Here is a 16,871-nt window from a genome sequence, read left to right on the forward strand (position 1 = left end):
GAAGACCCCGGATACGTTCCGGGGTCTTCTTGTTTTTGTATCAACTGTATTAATATAAAATCAAATTATAAATATGTATTGACACAGAATGCGCTTTATTTTAAGATTACGTTGTAAAAGTAACACAGATTAAGGTATGTTGTATCAACTAAGTGACACAGTTGTTAAACGAAGTCGAGCAAGGGACATCAGGAGAAGCACACGAAGGAATCATTTTTTTCACCCGATTGTAAGCGCTGTCGTTACGGAGTGTCGAAACGGCGTGCTACAATATAAACAATCTACAAAGGGGATAGCAGACAATGAAAAAAAGCTTCGGCAAGCTCTCGAACGTTCTGTTGATCACGGCTGTTACGGCGCTCGTCGCGACGGCATGCGGCAACAGCGACAACAACAGCAGCAATGCATCGCCTAGCAATACGGCTTCATCTTCCTCCTCCGCAAGCACTACGCCAGAACCTTCCCAAGATTCCGGCAAGAAAGAAACGCTCGTGTACTACGGCTTCTCGGAATGGACGGCGGATCCGGCATACGCTCCGGTATTCGAAGAACTGAAAGCGAAGTTCGAGAGCGACAACCCGGGCTATACGGTCGATTTCCAAAGCGACCCGTGGGGCACTTGGGAGACGAAATACAAAGTCATGTTCGCTTCCGGCAACGCGCCAGACGTATTCATCGTGAACAACCCGGACTTCCCGACGTTCGCGAACTCCGGCTACTTGCTGGATCTGGGTTCGAAGATGGATGCTGCGGCATTCGGCGATTACTTCCCGGGTATCCTCTCGATGTACAAATGGAACGGCAAGAATATGGCGCTTCCGTACACGACGGATGCTCGCGTTCTCTGGTATAACAAAGACCTCTTCACGAAAGCGGGCCTCGATCCGAACTCGCCGCCGAAAACTTGGGCGGAACTGAAAGCCGACGCGCTGCAAATCGAAGAGAAAACGGACGCGGCCGGCTACGGCATGGACCTCGGCCTTAAAGAATTCCCGGCGCAAAGCTTGTTCACCGCGTCGGACAGCAACATCATCAGCGTGGACGCAGCCGGCGCCATTACGCCGACGGTTAACACGGAAGCCTTCAAAGGCTACCTGCAAACGCTTGCGGACATGAAACCCGCTTACGAATCCGACTACGCGACGCTTGATCATTTGAAAGTCGGCACGCTGTTCGCGCAACAGAAAGTCGCTATGGTCATCGCCGGAACGTGGGTCACGGATCAAAATCCGGACATCAAAGGCGCTGCATGGATCGGTCAATCGCTCGTACCGAAAATGAACGAAAGCGCGCCGGACGGTTCCTTCGGCGGCGGCTTCGGCATCGGAGTATCGGCGAACAGCAAGCATCCGGAGCAAGCGATCAAGCTGGCGCAACTGCTCACTTCCGTTGACTTCAACGCTCGCACGATGAGCGACGTTCCCGCTAACAACGCTTCGCTCGCGGTATCCAAGTTCGCGACCGATCCGGCGTACAAGATCTTCATGGATCAAATTAAATTCGCAAGACAATCGCAACCGAAGACGTTGTTCTACAAAGAAATCGACGCCGCTGTATACGACACGGTTACGAAAGTCATCGTCGGCGGGCAAAAGGTAGACGAAGCCGTCGCGGATCTCGAAGGCAAGATCAAAGAAATCGCTGCAGCCAAATAAGTAAACCGCTAGTCGGCATAAGGGCAGAGGAGGATTGAAGCTTCCTCTGCCCTTTGTCAATCGAACAACCTGGGAGACATGAATATGAACCAAAAACGGCTTTTCCGAAAAACCGTTCCTTACCTATATCTGCTGCCTTCCATCGTCATCATCGTCGGGCTGCTTGCTTATCCTCTCTTTTACAACCTGTACGTCAGCGTTCACCGCTGGCAGCTGAGCAGACCGGATAGGCCGTTTAACGGCTTCGATAACTTTAAGTCGGTTTTGACGGACGATGTGTTCACGAAGGTCATGACAACGACGATTATATGGACCGTGGCAGGCGTCGCCCTGCAAATGGTCATTGGTTTACTATGCGCGTTGTACGTCGACGAACGACGTCGCAGCAAAGGCGTTCTGCGCTCGATTCTGTTGTTGCCGTGGGTTCTTCCGGGCGTCGTAACGGCGCTCATGTGGAGCTGGATGCTGCAGACCGACACCGGAATTATTAACGAGGTGCTGAAGTTTCTGCATCTGACTAACGACAATATCTCTTGGCTCGGCTCGAGCAACCGCGCGCTATGGACGCTCATCTTCGTCAACACGTGGAAGGCGTTCCCGTTCTGGTTCCTTATGCTGCTTGCCGGCTTGCAGGACATTCCGGGCGATCAGATCGAGGCGGCGAAAATCGACGGAGCCAGATGGTGGGGCATCGTGCGTTACGTCAAGCTGCCGCATTTGCGTCCGATGATCGGCGCGACGGGCGTCATTACAACGATCTGGACGCTTAATTATTTCGACTTGATCTGGGTGACGACGAAGGGCGGACCGCTCGACGCGACGTCGACGCTGCCTATCTATACGTACCGTCTTGCATTCGAATTTTTCGACTTCGGTAAATCTTCCGCCATGGCGATCGTCAGTCTCGTGCTGATCGGCATCATTTGCTCGCCTTACATGCGTTCGATGCTGAAGTCTATTAGGGAGTGACGGCAGCTATGAGAAACATAAGGCACGGAAGTCATGCGTTAATCATGCTCGTTATCGGCATCGTGATTTTATTCCCGTTATATTGGCTGCTCGCGACTTCCCTTAAACCGAGCGACGAGATTTTCGCGTCTCCGCCGACGATTTTCCCGAAGCATTTCAGCTGGGCCCATTATACGAACGTCTTTCGCAACTCTGAAATTCCGACCTACTTTTATAACTCCATGGTGATCGCGGCAGCGACCGTGTTCATCGTTCTGACGGTGGCCAGCCTCGCGGCGTACAGCGTCACTCGCTATCAATTCCGCGGCAAAGTCGCTTATTTCATTACGATTTTGTTCGCGCAAGTCATGCCGCTAACTACGCTGATCGTGCCTCTCTACATTATGTGGGGCAAGCTCGACATGCTGAATTCTTTTACTAGCATCATCCTGACTTATTGCGCGATTCTTACGCCGATGGCCATCTGGTTATTGACCGGCTATTTCAAAAGCATTCCGAAAGACATAGACGAAGCGGCGACGATCGACGGCTGTTCTTCGTTCGGCATTCTCGTGCGCATGGTTTTGCCGCTCGCCAGGTCCGGATTGGTCGCGGTCGGCTTGACCGTCTGCATTACCGTCTGGCAAGAGATGCTCATTTCCATGACGTTCGTCAGCGACGACGCAATGCGGACATTACCTGCGGGCATCAACAATTTCATTACGAGATCGGGCATTCAGTGGGGTCCGCTTAACGCTTCGGGCATCGTGACGACGCTTCCCGTCCTCGTTATTTTCATCCTATTCCAGAAAGCGCTCGTGAAAGGGTTGACGGCTGGGGCGACCAAGGGCTAACAAGAACCCCATCTAGGAGACGCGGAGGATAACGACATGCATGCCAGAGAGAGACTATTCCATATTGAAAAATGGTTGAGAGAGAAAGATCGTCTCATCTACCGTCCGATCGGTCAGGTGGCGTTACGATATTACGAAGCGAACGAGTGGATGAGCTGCGAGACCGCGATCGCGGGACCGTTCGGTCCGATCGAGCCCGGTACGAAGTGGGGCGAAAAGTGGGGTTACGCCTGGTTTCGCGGATCGTTCACGGTTCCGCTGGAAGCCGCAGGCGAGCGTATCTCGCTCAAGCTGGCGTTCGGAGCGGAAAGCACGGTGTATGTTAACGGTAAGCTAGCGGGCGCGATCGATTTGCAGCACGACAGCATTACGGTGACGACGTCGGGCGTGCCGGGCGATGTTTACGAGATCGTCGCCGAGGCGTATGGCGGGCACGATCGCGGGGGACAACCGGAGTTAGGCCGGTCGGTCGCGCACGTCGTGAACGAAGAGTTGTATCAGTTCTTCATCGATTTGAACGTGCTGTATCAACTGCGTAACGGGCTTGCGCCGAGCGAGCTGCGGGTCGCCGAGATCGATCGCGGCTTCAGCCGGTTGATCGCGGAGTTGGATTGGTCCGTGTCCGACCCGAAGCTGCGGGGTGTCGCGTTGCAAGGGCGGGCGATCTTGAATCCTCTGCTCGCATGCGTCAACGGTTCGACCGCGCCTAAGCTGTTCATGATGGGGCAATCGCATCTGGACATCGCGTGGCTGTGGCCGATCGAAGAGACGAAGCGCAAAATCGCGCGCACGATGTCCAATCAGCTGGCGCTGCTGGACCAGTATCCGGAATACCGCTACACGCAAAGCCAGCCGTATTTGTTTGATTTGGCGAAGCGACTGTATCCGGAGCTGTACGCTCGGATCAAGAAGTACGTGGCCGAAGGCAGAATTATTCCCGAGGGCGGCATGTGGGTCGAGCCGGACACGAACGTCCCGAGCGGAGAAAGCATGGTCCGTCAGTTCCTTTACGGCAAGCGGTTCTTCCGGGAGGAGTTCGGCGTAGACAACGAGATGCTGTGGTTGCCTGACGTATTCGGCTATTCGGGCAATCTGCCGCAGATCATGCGCAAGAGCGGCATTAAGTACTTCGCCTCGGTCAAGATGTTCCAGACGTACGACAACGTCGCCGATCCGTTCCCTTATAATACGTTTACTTGGGAAGGCATCGACGGCTCTTCCGTACCGGTTCATTTGCTGGACTACGGACCGTTCCCGAACCCGACCGACGTCTCGTATGCGCAATTCCAATGGAATGAGCGCATTCAGAAGGACGGCATCTCGACGCGGCTCGTCCAGTTCGGTTACGGCGACGGCGGCGGGGGAGCGAACCGCGACGACTTGGAGTTCCTTCGCCGGATGGGCGATCTCGAGGGCGTACCGCGTACGGTAATCAGCTCGCCGATCGACTATTTCGAGGATCAAGTTGCACGCGGCATGCCGGACGCGCATTACGCGGGAGAGCTCTACTACCCTGCGCATCGCGGCACGTTGACTTCCCAAGCGAAGATGAAGACGGGCAACCGCAAGACGGAGCTGCTTCTCCGGGAAGTCGAGCTGTGGAGCACGATCGCGTCGCTGCAAGGCAAGCTTGCGTATCCGAAGGAAGCGCTCGACGATGCTTGGCGGACGCTGTTGCTGCTGCAATTCCATGATATTCTGCCGGGAACCTCGATTACGCGGGTACATGTAGAAGCGGAGCGGGAATACGAGCGGCTGTTGGCGGAAGTCGGAAGGCTGAGGTCTGAAGCGCAGGCAGCGCTAACGGGCGGAGGCGGTTCGGCTGAAGACGGCACTTACACCGTGTTCAACTCGCTTCCTTGGGAGCGAACGGCGATCGTCCAGCTTCCGACGAAAGCCGGAGAGAAGGCATCGGTACCCGTGCGCGTACAGTTACCGTCCATGGGGTATGTCACCGTTAGCATTGCAGGCGATGAGGCTGAAGCCGAAGTTGCGGTGACTGCGACGGCTGCGATGGCGGTTCCGTATGCCGTTCACGCCACTCCAAGCTCGCTGGAGAACGATAAACTCGCCGTTCGCTTCAATGAATACGGAGAGATCTTCAGCTTGTTCGACAAGGAGTCGAACTCGGAATGGCTGCAAGGAACGGGCAACCGGTTCTTGATGTATCGGGACCAAACTTCGAACTACGATGCCTGGGAGATCGATCGCCGGTACGCGTCTTCGCGGATCGATCTGTCGGAGCCGGCGCGCATGACCGTCGTTGCGGAGCAACCGCACTATGCGACGCTTCGCGTCGAGCGCGTGTTGAACCGCTCCGTGCTCATTCAGGAAATCCGGTTGGAAGCGGGAAGCCGGACGGTCGAGTTCCATACGCGCATCGATTGGAAAGAGAAGCACAAGCTGCTGAAGGTCGGCTTCGAGACGAATTTGCGCTCGCGGGAAGCGTTGCATGAAATTCAGTTCGGCTACGTGAAGCGTCCGACGCACTTGTCGCGTCCGCATGACGCCGACCGGTTCGAGGTGAACCAGCACAAATGGTCTTCGCTCGTCGAAGGCGATCGCTGCTTCTCGTTGCTGAACGACTGCAAGTACGGTCTGAACGTACTTGGCCAATCGATGAATTTGACGCTGCTTCGATCGCCTACTTATCCCGACGATCGGGCGGACGAAGGCGTGCACGAATTCGTCTACGCGCTTCACGTCTGGAACGACGGCTTCATGGGCAATCCGGTCATCCGGAAAGCGTACGAGCTGAACTGTCCCGTGGTCGCGGTACCGGGCAGCGGAAGCCGCTTTGCCGATCAACCGGCATTTGAGCTTATCAAATGCGATCGCGACAACGTCATCATCGATACGGTGAAGCTGGCCGAAGACGGCTCAGGGGACATCGTTGCAAGACTGTACGAAGCGAAAGGCGCGTCTACCCGATGCGCGATCGTCTGCGGATTCGAGACGGATCGGGCTGGCGAGACGGATATGATGGAGCAGGCTGAACTCGCCGACATCTCGGCTAGCGGTTCTAATGCTTACTCGTTGTCGTTCACTCCGTTCGAAGTGAAGACGATTCGTTTCTCGCTTCGGAACTAAAATAAAGCATGCTCGACTCGCGCCATAGCGGCGGATCGGGTATGCTTTATTTATTCAGAAATCGAAGTTGTCCGGATCGGGACCGACGCGTTGGTTGAGGTTCAATCCGTCGATTTGCTCCATCTGCTCCTGCGATAATTCGAAGTCGAACAGCGAAGCGTTCTCTACGATACGCGAAGCCTGCGTAGACTTCGGAATCGTTACTACGCCGTGTTGAATATCCCAGCGTAGAATAACTTGCGCGACGGACTTACCGCATTGGGACGCGATCGTTTTCAGTACGTCGTTATCGAGAAGCTCTCCTTGCATAAGCGGCGACCACGCTTCGAGCTGAATGCCTTGCTCCTTCGAGAAGGCGAGCAGCTCTTTTTGCGTTAGGTGCGGATGGAATTCGACCTGATTGACCATCGGTTTAATGCGCGCGTCCTGCATGACGTCTTCCAGATGATGAATCTGGAAGTTGCTGACGCCGATTGCCTTCACCCGGCCTTCTTGGTAGATCGTCTCCAACGCTCTCCATGCTTCTTTATATTTGCCTTTGACGGGCCAATGAATGAGGTATAGGTCGAGATAGTCGAGGCCGAGCTTGTCCAGGCTCCCTTGATAAGCAGCCAACGTGGCGTCATAGCCGAGATCGGCGTTCCATACTTTCGAGGTCACGAAGAGGTCGTCCCGCCGAAGGCCGCTTTCCGACAAAGCTTCCTTGATCCCCTGACCTACGCTGCGTTCGTTCTGGTAGATCGCCGCGGTATCGATGCTGCGGTACCCGTGGGCGATCGCCGTCTTGACCGCTTGCACTAGCGTTTCGCCTTCTTCCACTTTGAATACCCCGAGTCCGAGACCCGGCATTTTAATGCCGTTATGGAGCGTTACGGTGTCTTGCAGATGGTTAATCATGATGAGATTCCTCCATGCGATGTGCCCGATGAATCGCGGCGGGATTTCTGTCTTTGTCGTCCAAGTAGCGGGCACGCGCGGCTAGCAGCACCGCGCCTAATACCATTAAAGCTCCGACCCACGTCGTATGAATAATGCCCCATTCGCGGGCTACGATGCCTCCCAGATAAGCGCCGAGCGCAATGCCGGCGTTGAACGCGGCGATATTGACCGCTGAAGCAACGTCCTTTGCCTGCGGGGCGAACCGTTCGGCAAGCATCACGACGTACACTTGCAGGCCGGGCACGTTCATGAAGGCAAACAAACCCATCAGGAAGATTACGATAAGCGAAGCGGCCTGGTATGGAGCGGCGAACGACAATGCGAATAGAACGACGGTCTGCGCGACGAACATATATAGCAACGCCCGGATCGGGTTACGGTTGGCGGCTTTGCCGCCGATGACGTTGCCGACGGCGATCGCGATTCCGTACGCAAGCAGAATTACGTTAATCGTACCTGCTCCGAAGCCCGATATTTCTCTGAGCAATGGGGATAAATAGGTGAAGACGACGAACGTGCCTCCGTAACCTAGCGCAGTAATGAGGAATACGAGCAAAAGCCTGCTGTTCGTTACAAGCTTGATTTGATCGCTGATGCGCATGGGCAAGCCCTTGCGCAAATTCGCTGGCACTAGTATCAGGTTAGCCGCAAAAGCCAATACGCCAATGGCGACGATCGCGACGAGCGCGGCCCGCCATCCGAGTTGTTCCCCGATGAACGTGCCTAGCGGAACCCCTGTCACCGTCGCTATCGTAAGTCCGGAGAACATAATGGCAATGGCGCTTGCCCTGCGTTGCTCCGGCACGAGGTCCGCCGCGATCGTGGAGCCGATCGACATGAATACGCCGTGCGACAACGCCGATACGACGCGCGCGATCAGCAGCATGGCGATTCCGCTCGATACGGCGGCAAGCGTGTTGCCAGCGATGAACACGACCATGATGGCCAGCAATAATGTTTTTCTGGACATGCGCGAAGTTAGCGACGTTAACACCGGCGCACCGAACGTGACGCCTAGTGCGTATAAGGAAACCGTCAATCCCGCGGTCGTGACGGATATATGCAAGTCATCGGCAATAAGCGGTAGCAAGCCCACGCTTATGAATTCGGTCGTTCCGATGGCAAAAGCGCTAATGGCTAACGCCAGCAAGGCCATCGTGTTGTTTCTTTGCTGTTCAAGCATCGTTCTCCCTCTTCTGTGTTGCGATATCCGGCCGGTAAGTGCTATTATGCGTGCTAAGGTTTAGGATGGATAGTACGTACTTTACAGTATCATAGTTACTTTGAAGTTCCTATGAAGGTAATAGGGACTCGGCGTAGGAGGAGAAACAAGTGGAGAAAGTAACCGAACCGAAGAAAAAATACAATATATCCGTGGAGGCAACGCTGGAGGTTATCGGCGGCAAGTGGAAATGCGTTATTTTGTGCCATCTGACACACGGCAAGAAGCGGACTGGGGACCTGAAGAAGCTTATGCCGGCCATCACGCAAAAGATGCTGACCCAACAGCTTCGGGAATTGGAAGAGGACGGCATCGTCAATCGGATCGTTTATAACCAAGTGCCGCCCAAGGTTGAATACGAGCTTAGCGATTATGGCGGGAGCCTGAAGGCCATTTTGGACTCCCTATGCGCGTGGGGGGAGAAGCATATTATCAAGGAGTACGGAGATAAGTTCGCCGTGCTCGAAGACAATATTTTGAACCGCTAAACTTCGCGTCGTTAACGTCCGTGCAGCATCCGGTAAGCCGCGGGCGTTACGCCTTCCTTTTCCTTGAACCGCTTAATGAAATAGCTCGCGCTCGGGTAACCGCAGGCGTCGGCGACTTGCTGCACGGATTGCTCTGGGTCGTCCAAAAGCAGTTGTTTGGCGCGGCGGATGCGGCATAGCGTAATGAAGTCCATCGGCGACATCTGCATGTTCCGGCGGAACAGCTTGCAAAAGTAGTGGGTGCTGACGTTCGCCTCGCTTGCCCAGCGTTCCAAAGAGAACGGCTCGCATGCCGCTCGCTGCATCGCGGGCACGAGGACCGCCAGATCGGCGTCCGAATTCGTCGCTCGTCTTGCGCGGTACGGAACGGCTTCGGCAATAAATTCCGCGAGTATGCCGTACGTTAACGACGACAGCGCGGCCGGCCGCAACAGCGTGCCCTCTTGCGCTTCTTGCATAAGCGATTCGAAATGGTAAAGAAGTCGCTCCGGCCGGTGGATCGACCATACGGTCGAACCTCGGAAGCCTTGCTGCGTCAACAACTCCGGAATAAGCGTCCCGTAAAAATGAATCCAATACACGTCCCACGGTTCGTGCTCGCTCGAACCGTATTTTTGCGTTTCGTTAGGAAAGTAGAAGAAGGCGTCTCCGGCTTGCAGGAGTCGCCGCTCTCCGTCTTCTTCCACGTAACCTTCGCCGCTGGCGACGACGTGCAGGTTGAAGAACGGCAAAGCTCCGGACGCGCGATATGCGTAATGCTCGGGCATGGCCGAATAGCGGCCGACGGACTCCGGCAGAATCACGTATGGACTCGGCTCCATAGTGGGGAGCGTGCAATGGATGCGCATGCGCGTTTCGGCCTCCTTGATGACAATATCGTTATATCGAGTTCAAAATGGTTTTATATACGAAAGGTAGTGATGATTTTATAATAACAATATTCGTATAGTCATTGGAAGGGGATCAACATGCGCGAGAAGTTGAGATGGGGAATTATAGGCGCGGCGGGCATCGCCGTGCGTGCGGTCATGCCGGCCATTCAAGCGTCGGAGACGGGAATGTTGCAAGCGGTGGCGAGCCGCGGAATCGACAAAGCGAGAGCGGTCGCCGACAAGTTCGGAATCGAACAGGCATACGGCAGCTATGAAGAGCTGCTCGCGGATCCGAACATCGACGCGGTCTATATTCCTTTGCCGAACCATCTGCATAGGGAATGGACGATTCGCGCCGCGGAAGCGGGCAAGCACGTGCTGTGCGAGAAGCCGCTGGCGTTGACAGCCGCGGAAGCCGAGGAAATGATCGACGCCTGCGACAAGGCGGGAGTCGTGCTCGCGGAAGCATTCATGTACCGCTATCACCCTCGGATGGAGCAAATCAGAAGCTTGATCGAAAGCGGAGAAATCGGGGAGCTGCGCGCGTTTCGCGGGGCGTTCACATTCAATAACGCGGGGGATAAGGGAAACATTCGGTATCGCGAAGAGTGGGGCGGAGGCGGTATTTACGACGTCGGCTGTTACCCGCTCAGCGCGGCGCGCTACTTCATGGGCAAGGAGCCGGAAGCGGTAACCGTCCATGCGTTGTTCTCGCCCGAGCATGGCAACGTCGACATGATGGCTTCGGGACTAGCGGAATTCCCGGGAGGCGTCTCGTTGACGTTCGACTGCGGCATGTGGGCGGACTTCCGTCAAAACTTTGAGATCGTCGGCACGGACGGGCGAATCGAAATTCCTCACGCTTTTATCGCGAACGGCGACGATGCGGCTTTCGACGTCATAACGCGGGACGGAAGACGGACGGAACGGCCGGCATCGGTCAATACGTATACGCTGCAGGTGAATGAGTTCGCCCGTACCGTATGGGGAGAGCAATCTCCGAGCTTCCCGGCGGACGACGCCGCGCGGAACATGAAAATTCTCGAAGCTTGCCTTGAATCCGCGCGCGGCAGAACGAGAATCGTGCTCGAGGGGGATCACTCACGATGACGCAAGCAACCCTACCCTCGATTCGCATCGCCGGCGTAAGGCAGCCGGTGTCCAAGCTCATTCAAGGCTCGATGATGCTTAGCGAGGAGAAAATGACCGAGTCGGCCGAGCTGCTCGATGCCTACGCGGCATCCGGCGGCAACGCGATCGACACGGCGCACGTCTACGGCGCTTCCGGTGCCAAGGCGCTCGGAAGATGGATGAGCGAACGCGGCAATCGCGACGAGCTCGTCCTTATCGGCAAAGGAGCGCATCCGGACGAACACGGTCCGAGGATGACCCTGGAAGCGATGACGCGGGATATGAACGAGTCGTTGGATCGGCTTCAGACCGATTACGTGGACATTTACATGCTGCATCGCGACGATCCGGCCAAGACGGTGGGCTATATTCTCGAATCGTTGAACGCGTTGCTGGAGGCGAAGCAATGCCGCGCGATTGGGGCTTCCAATTGGAGTGTGGAGCGTCTCGCGGAAGCGAATGAATATGCCGAGGCGCACGGGTTGATCGGCTTCTCGTGCAATAGCCCTAACTTAAGCTTGGCGAAGCCGAACGAGCCGCGTTGGGCGGGTTGCGTATCCGCGGGCGAGTCGGAAATCGCGTGGCATGAACGTTCGCAGCTGCCGCTGCTGTCGTGGTCGTCTCAAGCCGGCGGATTTTTCACGGGGCGATTCGCGCCGGATCGGCTTGATGACGCCGAAGCGGTGCGCGTCTACTATAGCGAGGCGAATTGGGAACGTCTTCGCCGTGCCAGACAGTTAGCGGACCGCAAGGGCTGCGACGCCAACCAGATCGCGCTCGCGTACGTTCTCCATCAGCGTTATCCGACGTGCGCGATCATCGGACCGAACAATCCGCAAGAGCTGCGTTCCAGCCTGCAGGGGTTAGATGTCGGTTTAACCGCGCAGGAAGCGGAGTGGCTCGATTTGCGGCTACCCGCCGAATTCGTCCCTTGACATCGGAATCGATCGGCGTATAATCAAGCATAACAATTCGATACGTGATTATGCCGATGACGAGAATCCAACTCCGAGGCGTACCCGTCAAGAGCGGTCTTGCGAGACCGTGTCCTAAGTTTACCGGCATCCGCCCGTTACCGCGGAACCAAGAGGATCGAGCCGCGCGCGCGAATCGATCAAGTTGGGTGGCACCGCGAGCGAACGCTCCTCGTCCCAATCAGGCGAAGGGCGTTTTTTGTGTTATTCAGAACCTGTAAGCTTCGCGTTTACTCGTTTTTGAATAACCTCCGACACAAACACGATACCGCATTTCCAGAGGAAAGCGGCAAGTGTTTATGCTTGTGCCATTAAACTTGATAAGGACGTGGGGACGATGAACAGAAAGTACAATTTCAACGCGGGTCCGGCGGCATTGCCGCTGGAAGTATTGGAGCAAGCGAAGCAAGAGCTGACGGAATACGGCGGTCTAGGGATGTCGCTCATGGAAATGTCGCATCGGAGCAAGCCGGTCGAGCGCATGATGGAGGAGACGCAGCAATTGCTCGCGGATTTGCTCGGGCTGCCGGCAGGCTATCAAGTACTGTTCATGGGCGGCGGAGCGAGCACGCAATTCGCGCTCATCCCGATGAACTTCTTGACGGAGGGTAAGGTCGGTCAATACGTGCTATCGGGCAGCTTCTCGGACAAAGCGTATCAAGAGGCGGCAACGATCGGCGAGACGGCCGCGATCGCTAGCGGCAAGGCGGATAAGTGGCGGAAGCTGCCGGACATCGGCGGGCTTGGCGCGGAAGAACGTGCCGCTTACGTCCACCTGACGACGAATAATACGATCGAAGGCACGCAGTTCCGCGCGCTTCCGGACGCCGGCGCAGTACCGCTGATCGCCGATATGACAAGCGATATGCTCAGCCGCAAGCTGGATTGGACGAAGCTCGGGTTCATGTACGCGGGCGCGCAAAAGAATCTCGGCCCCGCCGGCGTCACCGTCGCGATCGTACGAGACGACCTGCTTAAGACTAGCGCGGATCGCCGAATCCCGACGATCCTGAAATACGCGACGTTCGCGAGCAATCAGTCGCTGTACAATACGCCGCCGGTTCATTCGATCTACGTGATGAAGCTCGTGCTGGAATGGACGAAGCGCCAGGGCGGAGTCGAGGAGATGGCGCGGCGAGCAGCCGAGCGGACCGGCTTGCTGTACGAGACGATCGACGCGAGCGGAGGCTTCTATATCGGCTTCGCGGAGCGAGGCGACCGTTCGCTCATGAACGTAACGTGGCGCATGCAAGACGAGGAGCTCGAGCAACGGTTCGTCCGCGAAGCGGAGCTGGCCGGCTTTGAAGGCTTGGCGGGTCACCGCAGCGTAGGCGGGTTGCGCGCTTCGGCTTACAACGCCGTTCCGGTGAGGGCCTGCGAGGCGTTGGTCGACTTCATGCGCGACTTCCAGCGCCGTAACGGTTAAGGGGGCGGACGCTATGCTAGATATTCGTTATATCAGGGACAATGAAACGATGCTGCAGCATACGGCGGACGCCAAAGGCATTCCGTTATCGGTTGCTCGCTTGCTGGAGCTGGACGAACGCAGGCGCGGACTCATGCAGGAGATCGATCGGCTGCGCAACCATCGAAACCGGGCTTCGGAGCGGATCGGCAAGCTGATGGCGAGCCGGGAGCTTGATGAAGCGGAGCGTTTGAAGGCGGAAGTGAATTGGAACAACGATATGTTAACGAGACTGGAAGAGCAGCAGTCGGAAGTGGAGACGGCGTATGCCGAGCTGATGAAGCTCGTGCCTAATCCGGTATCGCTCGACACCCCGGAGGGACGATCGGACGCGGATAACGTGGAGATCAGACGGGTCGGCGAGCAGCCGTCGTTCGACTTCGAGCCGCGGGATCACGTCGCGCTAGGAGAACTGCTCGGGCTGTTCGACATTCCGCGCGGGGTTAAGATCGCGGGGGCGCGAAACTACGTGCTGAAGGGAGCGGGCTTCCGTCTGCACCAAGCGGTGCAACAGCTCGCGATGGACGTGCTGGAAGAGGCGGGCTTCACGCCGATGGACGTGCCGATGCTCGTGCGCGAAGACGCGCTGCTGGTTTCGGGATATTTTCCGCTGGGGCGGGAACAGACTTATGCGCTCTCGGACGACAACAAGTATTTGGTCGGGACGTCGGAAGTAAGCTTGGCGGCGTATTACGGCGACGAGATCGTCGACGTTCGCCAGCCGATCCGCTTGGCCGCGCAGTCGGCATGCTTCCGCAGGGAAGTCGGCTCGCAGGGGCGCGACGTGCGCGGGCTATACCGGGTGCATCAATTCTCGAAGGTCGAGCAGGTCGTCCTGTGCGAGAACGATCCGGAGCTGTCGGAGCGCCTGCTCCAAGAAATTACCGGTAACGCCGAGCGCATCCTGCAGTTGTTGGAATTGCCTTATCGGGTCGTATCGGTCTGCATCGGCGACATGTCGCAAAAAAACTACAAGCAATACGACATCGAGACGTGGATGCCGAGCCGCGAAGCGTTCGGGGAGACGCATTCGTCGTCGAACGTGCACGATTTTCAAGCGCGTCGCGCGGGCATTCGCTACCGGGACGCGGACGGGAAGCTGCAATACTGCCACATGCTTAACAATACGGCGATCGCGTCGCCCCGCATTTTGATTCCGCTATTGGAGAATCACCAGCGCGAAGACGGCAGCGTGTATATTCCGGAGGCGTTGCGGCCGTATATGCAAGGACGAACAGAGCTTAGAGCGAAGGAGTAGTGAGCGATGGATAACACGAATAGGTTCACGGACAGAGTCGAGACGTACGTCAAATACCGGCCGAGCTATCCGCCGGAGGCGATCGATTATTTGTATGATACGGTCGGGCTGAGGGCAGGCGGAGAAGTGGCGGACGTCGGAGCGGGGACGGGCAAGTTCACGCGGTTGTTATGCGAACGGGGAAGCCTCGTTGCCGCGGTCGAGCCGAACGACGCGATGCGGGAAGCGGCGGAGGAGACGCTCGGCGGCATGCCGGGCTTCCGCGCTGTACCTGGAACCGCGGAAGACACGCTGCTGCCGGACGGATCTGTCGATCACGTCGTATGCGCGCAGGCGTTCCACTGGTTCGACAGGGAGAAGACGAAGGCGGAGTTCCAACGTATTTTGCGTCCGGGCGGCAAGGTAGCGCTCATCTGGAATTCGCGACTGACGCAGGGGACTCCGTTCCTCGAAGCCTACGACAGGCTGCTGCATACGTTCGGGATCGACTATGCGCGGGTCGGGCATAAGAATATTTCAGAAGAAGCGCTGGCGTTGTTTTTCCAACCGGGCGACATGCGCGTCGCTCGGTTTCCGAGCGGGCAACTGCTGGATTACGAAGCTCTCAGCGGTCGGCTGCTATCGTCCTCTTACAGTCCGATGCCGGGCCATCCGAATTACGAGCCGATGATGGCGGAGTTGCGGGCTATTTTCGACCGGTGCAACGAGAACGGCCTCGTGTCTTTCGACTACGAGACCGAAGTGTTTTGGGGCGAAGTTTAGGCACGAACGGGTTGATTACAGAGCTTGGTACTTGTGAGCCGCGTCGCGGATCGCGCGCCACTCGGCGATATGCTTCTCCAAGTTGCCGATGAGCGCGTCGATGCCGTCCATGAGCTGGTCGGTTTCGCCGGACGTTAGCCGCTCGAGCGACTGTACGATTTCTTGCGGCAACGGTGTAGGCGCCGGGATCGATGCGAGCAGCGGCTGAAGGTAACCGAGCAGAGAAGCCGCCGGTTGCGCAGGCTGTTGCGGCTGCGATGTTGTGAATTGAGGTTGAGAAACCAATTGTTCGGGTAATAGCTGGATTTGTTCGATAGGCTCGGCCGGTTGCTTCGCGACCGGCTTTTTGGGTTCGTCCGCTTCTTCTTCCCGTTGCTTGGCGGCTTTCTCCCTTTCTTTCCGGTTGTGCTCGAACGTGGCCCACGTCTCGAGAAGCTCGTAGCCGGACTTGAACAACAGCTTGCCTTTGGTGTTGTCGGAAATATCCTTGTCCTTGAATAGCTTGGCGATCTTCTTCACGTCGGTCACGGCCATTTCATCGCGAGCCATGATGAGCGCAAGGGAGTCGCGGTGCTCCATCGGCAAATCCTTCAGCGGCATGAGCTGGTCTTCGGTTAGCTTGTCCTTGCGGATTTCCGTGCCGCCGACGATCAGCTTCTTGACGGCGTTGCTGAACTTCAGCAGCTCCAACTTGTTCTTGATATAGGCTTCCGGCTTGCCGAGCTTGCTGGACACGTACTTGACGGAGCTACTGAATTTCGGATCGTTGAGCAGCTTGTGGAACGCTTCCGCTTCCTCGATCGGAGAGAAGCCTTGTCTCGTCAAGTTCTCTGCAATCTGCTCGAAGTAGATTTCCAGCTCGTCCGTCGTCGTGGAGACGATGCACGGAATGGTCGGACGGTTCAGCATTTTACAAGCTTTGTACCGGCGGTTGCCGTATATGATTTTGTAGCGGCCGCCCGGAACGGCGCGCACCTTGATCGGGGAAAGAAGGCCGATTTCCCCGATGCTGCTCATTAATTCCTGGAGCGCTTCGTCGTCGAATTGGTAGCGGGGCTGGTCCGTATCTTCATCTATTAGCGCTGTGGCGAGTTCGATAATATCCATGTCGATTCTCCTAATCGGCTTGTCGTTAAACGCATTAACTAATACAGGTATTATATAACAGTCCGGACCGGAAAAGGATGAAAATGTTGTCGGCGCGTTACGATCG

14 protein-coding genes are annotated in these 16,871 nt (G+C 56.5%); 10 read left to right on the forward strand and 4 right to left on the reverse strand.

Going from position 1 to position 16,871, the window contains the following annotated elements:
• Positions 1-302: 302 nt before the first annotated feature.
• The 4 genes from ACFPQ4_RS24560 to ACFPQ4_RS24575 all read left to right on the forward strand — a co-directional run bounded on the left by ACFPQ4_RS24560 (position 303) and on the right by ACFPQ4_RS24575 (position 6,547).
• Positions 303-1,655, forward strand: a complete 1,353-nt coding sequence (locus ACFPQ4_RS24560; protein WP_378114592.1) for an ABC transporter substrate-binding protein — start codon at positions 303-305, stop codon at positions 1,653-1,655.
• A gap of 84 nt (positions 1,656-1,739) precedes the next feature.
• On the forward strand, positions 1,740-2,624 hold the full coding sequence (locus tag ACFPQ4_RS24565) for a carbohydrate ABC transporter permease (RefSeq protein ID WP_378114593.1): 885 nt from the start codon (positions 1,740-1,742) through the stop codon (positions 2,622-2,624).
• 8 nt (positions 2,625-2,632) lie between these two features.
• Positions 2,633-3,457 carry a carbohydrate ABC transporter permease gene (locus tag ACFPQ4_RS24570; RefSeq protein ID WP_378114594.1) on the forward strand — a complete coding sequence of 275 codons (825 nt, stop codon included), beginning with the start codon at positions 2,633-2,635 and terminating at the stop codon, positions 3,455-3,457.
• Positions 3,458-3,493: 36 nt separating this feature from the next.
• A complete protein-coding gene (locus tag ACFPQ4_RS24575; RefSeq protein ID WP_378114595.1) occupies positions 3,494-6,547 on the forward strand; it encodes an alpha-mannosidase in 3,054 nt (1,017 codons plus the stop codon).
• A gap of 54 nt (positions 6,548-6,601) precedes the next feature.
• Here the strand turns inward: ACFPQ4_RS24575 and ACFPQ4_RS24580 are convergent, their stop codons facing one another.
• Together ACFPQ4_RS24580 and ACFPQ4_RS24585 are read right to left on the reverse strand one after the other, a co-directional pair.
• Positions 6,602-7,444, reverse strand: a complete 843-nt coding sequence (locus ACFPQ4_RS24580; protein WP_378114596.1) for an aldo/keto reductase — start codon at positions 7,442-7,444, stop codon at positions 6,602-6,604.
• Positions 7,437-8,669, reverse strand: a complete 1,233-nt coding sequence (locus ACFPQ4_RS24585; RefSeq protein WP_378114597.1) for an MFS transporter — start codon at positions 8,667-8,669, stop codon at positions 7,437-7,439. The genes ACFPQ4_RS24580 and ACFPQ4_RS24585 overlap by 8 nt, the downstream gene beginning before the upstream one ends.
• A gap of 149 nt (positions 8,670-8,818) precedes the next feature.
• Between ACFPQ4_RS24585 and ACFPQ4_RS24590 the strand changes: the two genes are divergently transcribed.
• Positions 8,819-9,196: a winged helix-turn-helix transcriptional regulator gene (locus ACFPQ4_RS24590; protein WP_378114598.1), complete on the forward strand. Its 378-nt coding sequence runs from the start codon at positions 8,819-8,821 to the stop codon at positions 9,194-9,196.
• Positions 9,197-9,207: 11 nt separating this feature from the next.
• Here ACFPQ4_RS24590 and ACFPQ4_RS24595 read toward each other — a convergent pair whose 3' ends face one another.
• Positions 9,208-10,044: a helix-turn-helix transcriptional regulator gene (locus tag ACFPQ4_RS24595; protein WP_378114599.1), complete on the reverse strand. Its 837-nt coding sequence runs from the start codon at positions 10,042-10,044 to the stop codon at positions 9,208-9,210.
• Between the two features lie 120 nt (positions 10,045-10,164).
• Between ACFPQ4_RS24595 and ACFPQ4_RS24600 the strand changes: the two genes are divergently transcribed.
• From ACFPQ4_RS24600 to ACFPQ4_RS24620, 5 genes are all read left to right on the forward strand, one after another.
• On the forward strand, positions 10,165-11,178 hold the full coding sequence (locus tag ACFPQ4_RS24600; protein WP_378114600.1) for a Gfo/Idh/MocA family protein: 1,014 nt from the start codon (positions 10,165-10,167) through the stop codon (positions 11,176-11,178).
• Positions 11,175-12,134: an aldo/keto reductase gene (locus ACFPQ4_RS24605; protein WP_378114601.1), complete on the forward strand. Its 960-nt coding sequence runs from the start codon at positions 11,175-11,177 to the stop codon at positions 12,132-12,134. Before ACFPQ4_RS24600 ends, ACFPQ4_RS24605 begins: the two co-directional genes overlap by 4 nt.
• 376 nt (positions 12,135-12,510) lie before the next feature.
• Positions 12,511-13,599 carry a 3-phosphoserine/phosphohydroxythreonine transaminase gene (serC, locus tag ACFPQ4_RS24610; protein WP_378114602.1) on the forward strand — a complete coding sequence of 363 codons (1,089 nt, stop codon included), beginning with the start codon at positions 12,511-12,513 and terminating at the stop codon, positions 13,597-13,599.
• 13 nt (positions 13,600-13,612) lie between these two features.
• Positions 13,613-14,896 (forward strand): serine--tRNA ligase, encoded by a 1,284-nt coding sequence (gene serS / locus ACFPQ4_RS24615; protein WP_378114603.1) that lies wholly within the window; start codon positions 13,613-13,615, stop codon positions 14,894-14,896.
• A 6-nt stretch (positions 14,897-14,902) separates the two neighbouring features.
• A complete protein-coding gene (locus ACFPQ4_RS24620; protein WP_378114604.1) occupies positions 14,903-15,658 on the forward strand; it encodes a class I SAM-dependent methyltransferase in 756 nt (251 codons plus the stop codon).
• Between the two features lie 15 nt (positions 15,659-15,673).
• On the opposite strand, the gene ACFPQ4_RS24625 is transcribed toward ACFPQ4_RS24620, so the two are convergent.
• Complete coding sequence (locus tag ACFPQ4_RS24625) at positions 15,674-16,765, reverse strand: ParB/RepB/Spo0J family partition protein (protein WP_378114605.1); 1,092 nt, start codon at positions 16,763-16,765, stop codon at positions 15,674-15,676.
• Positions 16,766-16,871 lie beyond the last annotated feature (106 nt).

The organism is Cohnella yongneupensis (genome assembly GCF_042655785.1).
GTDB classification, from domain to species: domain Bacteria; phylum Bacillota; class Bacilli; order Paenibacillales; family Paenibacillaceae; genus Cohnella; species Cohnella yongneupensis.

Excerpts from the sequence above, each read along its gene's own strand:
- ACFPQ4_RS24560 (WP_378114592.1), top strand. The coding sequence starts at position 303 with ATGAAAAAAAGCTTCGGCAAGCTCTCGAACGTTCTGTTGATCACGGCT.
- ACFPQ4_RS24565 (WP_378114593.1), top strand. The coding sequence starts at position 1,740 with ATGAACCAAAAACGGCTTTTCCGAAAAACCGTTCCTTACCTATATCTG.
- ACFPQ4_RS24570 (WP_378114594.1), top strand. The coding sequence starts at position 2,633 with ATGAGAAACATAAGGCACGGAAGTCATGCGTTAATCATGCTCGTTATC.
- ACFPQ4_RS24575 (WP_378114595.1), top strand. The coding sequence starts at position 3,494 with ATGCATGCCAGAGAGAGACTATTCCATATTGAAAAATGGTTGAGAGAG.
- ACFPQ4_RS24580 (WP_378114596.1), bottom strand. The coding sequence starts at position 7,444 with ATGATTAACCATCTGCAAGACACCGTAACGCTCCATAACGGCATTAAA.
- ACFPQ4_RS24585 (WP_378114597.1), bottom strand. The coding sequence starts at position 8,669 with ATGCTTGAACAGCAAAGAAACAACACGATGGCCTTGCTGGCGTTAGCC.
- ACFPQ4_RS24595 (WP_378114599.1), bottom strand. The coding sequence starts at position 10,044 with ATGCGCATCCATTGCACGCTCCCCACTATGGAGCCGAGTCCATACGTG.
- ACFPQ4_RS24600 (WP_378114600.1), top strand. The coding sequence starts at position 10,165 with ATGCGCGAGAAGTTGAGATGGGGAATTATAGGCGCGGCGGGCATCGCC.
- ACFPQ4_RS24605 (WP_378114601.1), top strand. The coding sequence starts at position 11,175 with ATGACGCAAGCAACCCTACCCTCGATTCGCATCGCCGGCGTAAGGCAG.
- serC (WP_378114602.1), top strand. The coding sequence starts at position 12,511 with ATGAACAGAAAGTACAATTTCAACGCGGGTCCGGCGGCATTGCCGCTG.
- serS (WP_378114603.1), top strand. The coding sequence starts at position 13,613 with ATGCTAGATATTCGTTATATCAGGGACAATGAAACGATGCTGCAGCAT.
- ACFPQ4_RS24620 (WP_378114604.1), top strand. The coding sequence starts at position 14,903 with ATGGATAACACGAATAGGTTCACGGACAGAGTCGAGACGTACGTCAAA.
- ACFPQ4_RS24625 (WP_378114605.1), bottom strand. The coding sequence starts at position 16,765 with ATGGATATTATCGAACTCGCCACAGCGCTAATAGATGAAGATACGGAC.